The sequence below is a fragment of the Actinocrinis sp. genome (assembly GCF_035946395.1).
In the GTDB taxonomy this organism is placed as follows: domain Bacteria; phylum Actinomycetota; class Actinomycetes; order Streptomycetales; family Catenulisporaceae; genus Actinocrinis.
Window position 1 is genome coordinate 1 of sequence record NZ_DASYZI010000261.1, and the last position, 7668, is coordinate 7668.

Here is a 7668-nt window from a genome sequence, read left to right on the forward strand (position 1 = left end):
ACCACCTTCGACATCAGCGCGGAGTACTCGGTGGCGATGTCGTCGCCGATGAACTCCTTGAGGTTGGTGAAGCCGAGCACCCGGTTGTAGAAGTCCACCCACTGCGCCATCCGCTCGACGTTTCCGACGCAGTGGTCGATCGCCTGGAAGTAGCGGACCGGGTGGCCGGCCGGTTTGGCCCGGAACAGCGGCTCGGCCCGGACGAAGCCGGGCAGGAACGGCCCGTCGTAGCGGGAGCGGTCCACCAGCGTGTGCCGGGTCTCGCCGTAGGTGGCCAGCGCGGCGATCCGCACGGTGCCGTACTGGTCCTCAAGGTCCTCGGCCTCACGCAGCACGGTCGCGCCGTGCGTGCGGGCGTGCTCGATCGCCTTGTCCACGTCGGGCACCTCGATCGCGAGGTCCGTCACGCCGTCGCCGTGCGCGGCGACCGACGCGCCGGCCGGTGAGCCTGCGCGGACCTCGCCGGTGATCCGGAAGCGTGCCTTGCCCGAGGTCAGCACGTACTCGGCGACGTCGCGGCTGCCGGTCTCCGGACCCCGGTAGGCCACACAGGTCATACCAAAGGCCGCGGAGTAGTAGTGGGCCGCCTGTTTGGCATTGCCGACGTAGAAGCGCACGTGGTCCATGCCGATGACCGGGAACGGGTCGGTGGCGACGTCGTGCGCGACCGCGCCGATCAGCGCGTCCGTCTGCCAAGTCTGGGTCATCTGCGCGGCCCGCATCGTCTGGGCTGACTGCGTCATCGCCTGCCTCCAATGCCGGATATGGGACACCGGGATCCAGGGGAGTTTGAGCTGCACCCGTATCACCGTGGATGAGCAGTAGTAGATGACTCAGCTCTGCTCTATGACAAGTTCGATGTAATAAGCTAGACAATCTGCACAGCATCTTGTTCGGGAAGGGCACCGGGATGGAGCAATCGCGCAGGAAATTGGATCAGCTGGACGTGCTCTTGATCCGCGCGCTCGCCGAGAACCCGCGGGCCGGCTTCCTGGAGCTGTCCCGGATCACCAAGGTCTCCCGCGCGACCGTCCAGGCGCGTGTGCAGCGCCTCGAAACGGACGGCGTGATCATCGGGCACGGCCCGGACATCGACCTGGCCGCCGCCGGATACCCGGTGCTCGCCTTCGTCACCCTGGAGATCGCCCAGGGCCGGCTCGACGAGATCGCGCAAGAGCTCGGACGGTTGCCCGAGGTGCTGGAAGCACACGCCACGACCGGCCTGAGCGATGTGCACTGCAAGGTGGCGGCGCCGTCCAATGAGGGCTTGCAGGAGACCCTGCTGCGGATTGACCGCATCCCGTCGGTCGTGCGCTCCACCAGCATCATCGCACTGTCGACGGTGGTAGCGCCGCGCTATCTGCCGCTGCTCACCGCCCAGCCGCGACCTGTTCCGAGCCGAGTACCCGCATACCAGGCCATTGCGCATTCATCGGAGGAATAGCATACGAGAGACTTGACCCCGACTGGCTTTGCGGGTTTAATCACGACTCGCAGAAAGTCCGGATGACAGATGCCGACCGCGGTGCGGCAGGAGGGCGCTGTTCATCCGACCGCTTACCGCTCGGCGCGGCGGTGACGGTCACCGTTCCCCCTCCGTCTCGGAAAGGGAGACTCGATGAACCTGTCACGCAGAGCCGTCCTCGGTTCCGCCGTCACCGCGGTCGCCGGATCGGCCGCCATCTCCGCCACCGCGCTGTGGCCTTCTTCGGCGTCGGCGGCCAGCCCGGCCGGGGACGCCGTCGGCAAGATCACCGTCGGTTACCAGGGCTGGTTCGCCTGCATCGGCGACGGCGCCCCGATCAACGGCTGGTGGCACTGGAGCCAGAACATGTCACAGGCCCCCTCGCCCACCAACAACAACATCAAGGCGTGGCCCGACATGCGGGAGTACGCCAAGACGTATCAGACCGCGTACTCCAACCTGAACAACGGCCAGCCCGCGACGCTGTTCTCCTCGTACGACCAGTCCACGGTCAACACGCACTTCCTGTGGATGCAGCAGAACGGCTGCGACACGGCCGCCCTCCAGCGGTTCAACCCGAACAGCAACGAGGGCCCGACGCGCGACGCGATGGCGGGGAAGGTCCGTACCGCCGCGGAGACCTACGGCCGCAAGTTCTACGTCATGTACGACGTCAGCGGCTGGACGAACATGCAGTCGGAGATCAAGACCGACTGGACCGGCAAGATGTCCGCGCACACCGCCTCGCCGATGTACGCGAACCAGAACGGCAAACCGGTGGTCTGCATCTGGGGCTTCGGCTTCAACGACGCCAACCACGACTTCACCGCCGCGGCCTGTCTCGACGTCGTGAACTGGTTCAAGAGTCAGGGCTGCTACGTCATCGGCGGCGTGCCGCGCGAGTGGCGCACCGGCACCGGCGGCTCGCGCTCGGGCTTCCTCGGTGTCTACCACGCGTTCAACATGCTCTCGCCCTGGATGGTCGGCGCGATCGGGAACGTGACGGACTGCGACAACGCGTACAACACATACACCGTGCCGGACCAGGCCGACTGCAACGCCAACGGAATCGACTACCAGCCCTGCGTCCTGCCCGGGGACGTCTCGGCGAATCAGCGTGCGCACGGCGACTTCATGTGGCGCCAGTTCTACAACATGGCGCGCGCCGGCGTGCAGGGCATCTACATCTCCATGTTCGACGAGTACGGCGAGGGCAACCAGATCGCCAAGACCGCCGAGACGCAGGCGATGGTCCCCGCGGGCTCCGGCCTGCTCGCCCTCGACGCGGACGGCACCGCCTGCTCGTCGGACTACTACCTGCGGCTGACCAACGACGGCGGCAGGATGCTCAAGGGCCAGATAGCGCTGACCGCCACCCGGCCGACGCAGCCGGTGCTGAGCACGACGGTGATCAGCTTCCGGGCCGCCGTGAACAACATGTACGTCACCGCGGAGAACGCCGGCGCCTCGCCGCTGATCGCCAACCGCGCGGCGATCGGCACGTGGGAGATGTTCGACCTCATCGACAACGCGGACGGCAGCGTCGGCTTCCGGGCCCACGCGAACAACATGTACGTGTGCGCCGACAACTCCGGCGCGTCGCCGCTGATCGCCAACCGCACCGCCATCGGGCTGTGGGAGAGCTTCAATCTGATCCACAACTCCAACGGCACCATCAGCCTTCAGGCGCGGGTCAACAACATGTACGTGACCGCGGAGAACGCGGGCGCGTCCTCGCTGATCGCCAACCGCACGGCGATCGGGCTGTGGGAGCAGTTCACGCTCATCACCGACTGACGTCCATCGGAGCGTCCGCAGCCAGAGCGCGGCCCGGTCACCCGTTTCGCGGCGGGTGACCGGGCTTCGCGTCCTCGGGTGGCTACCCGGGGATCGGCGCACCGGAGTCGAGTGCGGCCTGGACGAGTACGTCCTCGATCATGTGGGCGCAGTGTTCGATGTCGGCCGGGGCCAGGTACGCGGTGTCGCCGCAGATGGTGAACACCAGGCCCTGGCCGTTCGGCGTGTCGTCGATGTGCAGGTAGAGGGTTTCGCCGACCGGGGACGTCGGCGCCGTCCACGGCTCCCAGCGCAGCACGCTGCGATCAAGGGCCGCGCGCAGCGTGCCGCGCGTGACGGGCTCGGACGGATCCGTTGGCGCGGACGCGTTCTGGCCGCCGGTCAGGGTCGGCACGCCGTCCGCCGCCGGCTTCAGATCCTGGGGGCCGCGACGGCGATCGTTGTAGCAGCAGTCGAGGACGACCGGCTCACCGCGCTCTCGCTCGACGGACTCGATCAGGCTTTGCCGTTCCTCAGGGTTGTAGTAAGCGTTCATATACGTGTCGAGCGACGACGTCATGGCGCGAGCGAGCAGCGCGTCGAACGTCGCCGCCGACGCGTCGATCGACCAGAGACCCATCTGCGAGACCGCGCTGACCGAGTCGGACAGGCCGGGCCGGAAGCGGTTGTCGACGACGACGCGCAGCACGACGAGGGCCGAGCCGGACAGGTGCGTGACCGCCGCAGCGTAGGCGGCCAGCAGGACGTAGCCGGTGCTCTGCCGGGTGCGCTCGGCTATCGCGCGGACCGCAAGCTGCGCCGCCTCCGATTCGAGCACCAGCTTGACGTACGGCGAGTCGGCGTCAGCACGCTGCTTGCGGAACTGCTGCGCCGGCGCCTCGCGCAGGATGCGGTCCCAGTGTCTCAGGGCACGAGCGCTCTGCCGCCGGCCGGCCGCAGAGGTCTGCCAGGAGGCCTGTTCCAGCGGTGGCAGCGCCGCGGCGCCGTCCGGCGGCGTCTCGCGCTCGGCCATGTCCGCGAGCATCGCGTCCAGGCCGCGCGCGTCGAGCGCGATGTGGTTGTAGACGGCGACCATGTGCGTCAGTTCGTCGCGATGCCGGACCACCGCCATGCGCAGCGGCCACTCCTGGCCGAAATCGAACCTCACCTGGTCGAACCCGACCAGGGCGTCGAATGCCGCCTGCTCGGGGTGGTCCGTCTCCAGAACGGCGAGGGCGACCTCGCCGCTGGAGGAGACGATCTGCTCGCTCAGCCGCCGGGCCGCGTCGACGTGAAACCGGGTGCGCAGCGTCGGATGGCGCGTCACCAGGGTGCTGACGATGCCGGCGACGGCTTCGACGCTCGTGCCGCGCGGCAGCGCGGTCACGCCGCCGAGGGTGACGTGCCTGCCCTCGTGCCCGCCGACGCCCCACAGGTCCCGCTGACCCCAGGACGGCGCTCCCCGCCCCTGGTCAGCCGCCTGGAACGGAACCAGGATCTGTTCCACGATCGCCCCCTCCAGCGAGGCCCGGCTACACCGGCACGACAGAGTCGATCTCAAAACTCGTACGAGTCAATGAAAATTTTGATCAGATCTCTGCCGTATTCGTGGCACAATATCGCAGACCCCTGCCGCGAGGGCAATACCCGCGTCGGCGCTCAGGCCAGTTTGCGGATCCGCCCGGCCAGCGGCGGGAACCCCTGTGCGTCGCCCGGTTCGCGGAAGCCGTGCAGCAGCCGCGCTCCCGCCGCGCCGCGCAGCCGCCCGGCGAGTGCGGCCGGGACCACGAGCGTACACAGGAACCCGCTGCCTTCGAAGCCCTCGACGACCCACGCCACCCACGGCAGCGGCTGGCCGATCGCGGGAGTGAACGCCGTCGGCCGGCAGCCCTCGAACACCGTGTCGTAGACGCCGAATCCGCTCCAGTTGCTGAGCATGAAGGTCCGGTTCGGCGGGTCGAAGCCCAGCGCCACGCACTCGTCGAGCAGCGCAGGACCGCGCTGCGCGAGCAGCCTGCGGCTGGTGCGCAGGCTCAGGTGCGCGCCGGCGAAGTTGTCCACCCCAGCGCGGATGCGGGCGGCGAGATCCTCGGCCGCGGCGTCCGCCGGGGATTCGAGGTGGATCTCGCCGACCAGGTTGCCGACCGCGCCGAGCGGCAGGTCGAGGAAGCGCCGCAGGTCCACCGGGATCGTCAGGGCGCGAACCTGCGCGTCCTCGTCCAGCCGGCGTACGCACGTCACCAGGTGCGCGGTCAGCACGTCGTTGGTCGACAGGCGCCGCTGCGCGGCCGCCGTGAAGTGCTCCTTCATCCGGGCGACTTCGGGCCCGCCGAAGTAGATCTGCACCGCGCGATTGGCGCGCGGCGCCGCGGCGAAGGCCTGGTCGAGCAGGGCCATCTCTTCGCGGTCGATGATGCGGAAGCCGGGACGGCCGCTGTCCTCGTCCGGCAGGACGCCGTCGATATAAGCGCCGCGGTCCTCGACGACGACCGCCTCCGGCGGCGGCGCCCCCTCGGCGAGCGCCGACCAGGTGTGCATCAGGGTCATGAAACTGCGCATGTCGCCGACCGCGTGAGCCCAGGAGCAGCCGAGCACGGTGCCGCCGTCGGCCAGTCTGCTCACCTGGACCGCCAGCGGCGCCTGCTCGCCGAGCTGCGCGGCCTTCGGGTCCACGTGCTCGACGAAGCCGGACTGCGTCAGCGTCATCCGGCCGATCGCCTCGGCGGTGGTCTCGTCGACGTCGTACACGGTCAGCGGCACGCCCGAGTCGTCGCAGACGACTTCCAGCACACCGTCGCGGCGGCGCAGCCGGCCGCCGAAGGCGGGTATGCGGCCGAGCGCGCCGGCCAGCGCGGCGGCGAGCGCGTCCACGTCGAGTTCGCGCTCGAAGAAGAACGCCACCGACACCGACAGCTCGACCAGCAGCAGATCACTGATGTCGCAGCGGACCACCGTTCCCGGCGCGCCGCCCACACGTATCGTTCTGGTCTCGCGCAATTGCGGCCAGCCACCCATAACAGATCACCCTCCCCTTTTGTCGATGTTCCACCCCACAGCGATCACAGCGCGGCAGGGTGTCGTGAAAGGTCGACTTACGCCCTCCGGTGCGCCAGACTCGGCAGCATGCGTGCGCAGCGTGACCTTGATCTTGAGTTCGCGTTCTCCTCCGGTCGCTCCGGAAGCGGCCCGGCCACCTGGGGGCAGCACGCCATCTGGGACGTCGTGCGGAATCTGGGCGCCGACGCGGCCCGGTACAACGTCTGCGGCGGTGGCGCCGTCGAGCCGGGGCTGCCCGCGGCACGGATCGTCAAGGCGCTGCAAGAGCTGTTCCCGCTGAACGATTCGCTGCGCACGACGCTGCACGGTGACGACGAGGGCCGGCTGGTGCAGCAGGTGCACGACTCGGGCTCCGCGGTCCTGGTCGTGCGGCGGTGCGAGGCCGAGGCGGTCGAGGACGAGGCCGGGGCGCTGCTCGCCCGGCTCGCCGCCACGCCGTTCGACTCCGAGCACGAGTGGCCGGCCCGCTTCGGCGCGGTCGAGTCCGGCGGGCTGGTGCGGCACATGGTGTTCGTGCTCTCCCACACCGCGGTGGACGCGTGGGGCCTGCGGCACCTGATCGAGGACATGTCGGCGCTCTCGCACGGCGGGGCCAGCGGGCGGCAGCTGCGGCAGCGCCGCTCCGACCGGTTGCAGCCGCTCGAAGAGGCGCAGTACCAGGCCTCTGAGCGGGGGCGGCGCCAGGACGCGGCGGCCCGCAGGCACTGGCGCGGCAAACTCGACCTCGCTCCGCGGCACATGTTCCGCCCGGCCGCGGAGCCGGACCCCACGGACGTGGCCGTCGGCGCGCAGTCCAAGTTCCCCAACGCGGCGCTCGACTCGCCGGCCCTCGCCGCCGCGCTGCACCGGGTTTCGACGGTGCACGCGGTCAGCTCCGCCTCGGTGCTGCTGGCCGCGGCTTCGGCGATGGCGGCACGGCTGTCCGGATCGGCGGACGCCGTGTTCCAGGTCGTGGTCAACAACAGGTTCCTGCCAGGCCTTCAGGGCGCGGTGAGCACGGTCGCGCAGGAGGGAATCTTCCACCTTCCGGACGCGGCGGACCGCTTCCCGCAGCTGCTGCGCCGGGCGTTCGGCTCATCGCTGTCCACCTATCGCAACGCCTACTATCGCAAGGCGTCGTTGGAGCAGGACATGGCGCAGCTGCGCGGCCGACAGGATGGTCTGTGCGATCTGACCTGCTTCTTCAACGACACGCGCGGCGTGAAGCCGGGTCGGGCGGGCGCGGCGGGCCCGCCGGCCGACAACGCGTCGATCGAGAAGCTGCGGCCGCGCACGACGCTGCGCTGGCCGGTCGAGTTCGAGCCGCGCCGCAACGTCAGCTTCGCCCTCGACGTGCTCGACGGGCCGGGTTCGGCGGCCCTGTCGATGAC

The 7668-nt window shown here is 69.4% G+C and carries 6 protein-coding genes; 3 read left to right on the forward strand and 3 right to left on the reverse strand.

The features are described from left to right. The coding region (locus tag VGS97_RS16310) for a VOC family protein (RefSeq protein WP_326854380.1) at window positions 1-743 on the reverse strand (743 nt) is incomplete at its 3' end. A 167-nt stretch (window positions 744-910) separates the two neighbouring features. On the opposite strand from VGS97_RS16310, the gene VGS97_RS16315 reads away from it, so the two are divergent. Continuing rightward, window positions 911-1444 (forward strand): Lrp/AsnC family transcriptional regulator, encoded by a 534-nt coding sequence (locus tag VGS97_RS16315; RefSeq protein ID WP_326854381.1) that lies wholly within the window; start codon window positions 911-913, stop codon window positions 1442-1444. Window positions 1445-1618: 174 nt separating this feature from the next. After that, window positions 1619-3262 carry a lectin gene (locus VGS97_RS16320; RefSeq protein WP_326854382.1) on the forward strand — a complete coding sequence of 548 codons (1644 nt, stop codon included), beginning with the start codon at window positions 1619-1621 and terminating at the stop codon, window positions 3260-3262. An 82-nt stretch (window positions 3263-3344) separates the two neighbouring features. On the opposite strand, the gene VGS97_RS16325 is transcribed toward VGS97_RS16320, so the two are convergent. Together VGS97_RS16325 and VGS97_RS16330 are read right to left on the reverse strand one after the other, a co-directional pair. After that, window positions 3345-4748 carry a condensation domain-containing protein gene (locus tag VGS97_RS16325; RefSeq protein WP_326854383.1) on the reverse strand — a complete coding sequence of 468 codons (1404 nt, stop codon included), beginning with the start codon at window positions 4746-4748 and terminating at the stop codon, window positions 3345-3347. Between the two features lie 152 nt (window positions 4749-4900). Further along, on the reverse strand, window positions 4901-6214 hold the full coding sequence (locus VGS97_RS16330; RefSeq protein WP_326854384.1) for an acyltransferase: 1314 nt from the start codon (window positions 6212-6214) through the stop codon (window positions 4901-4903). Window positions 6215-6364: 150 nt separating this feature from the next. Between VGS97_RS16330 and VGS97_RS16335 the strand changes: the two genes are divergently transcribed. After that, window positions 6365-7668 (forward strand): condensation domain-containing protein (locus tag VGS97_RS16335; RefSeq protein ID WP_326854385.1); only part of this gene is annotated, 1304 nt, incomplete at its 3' end.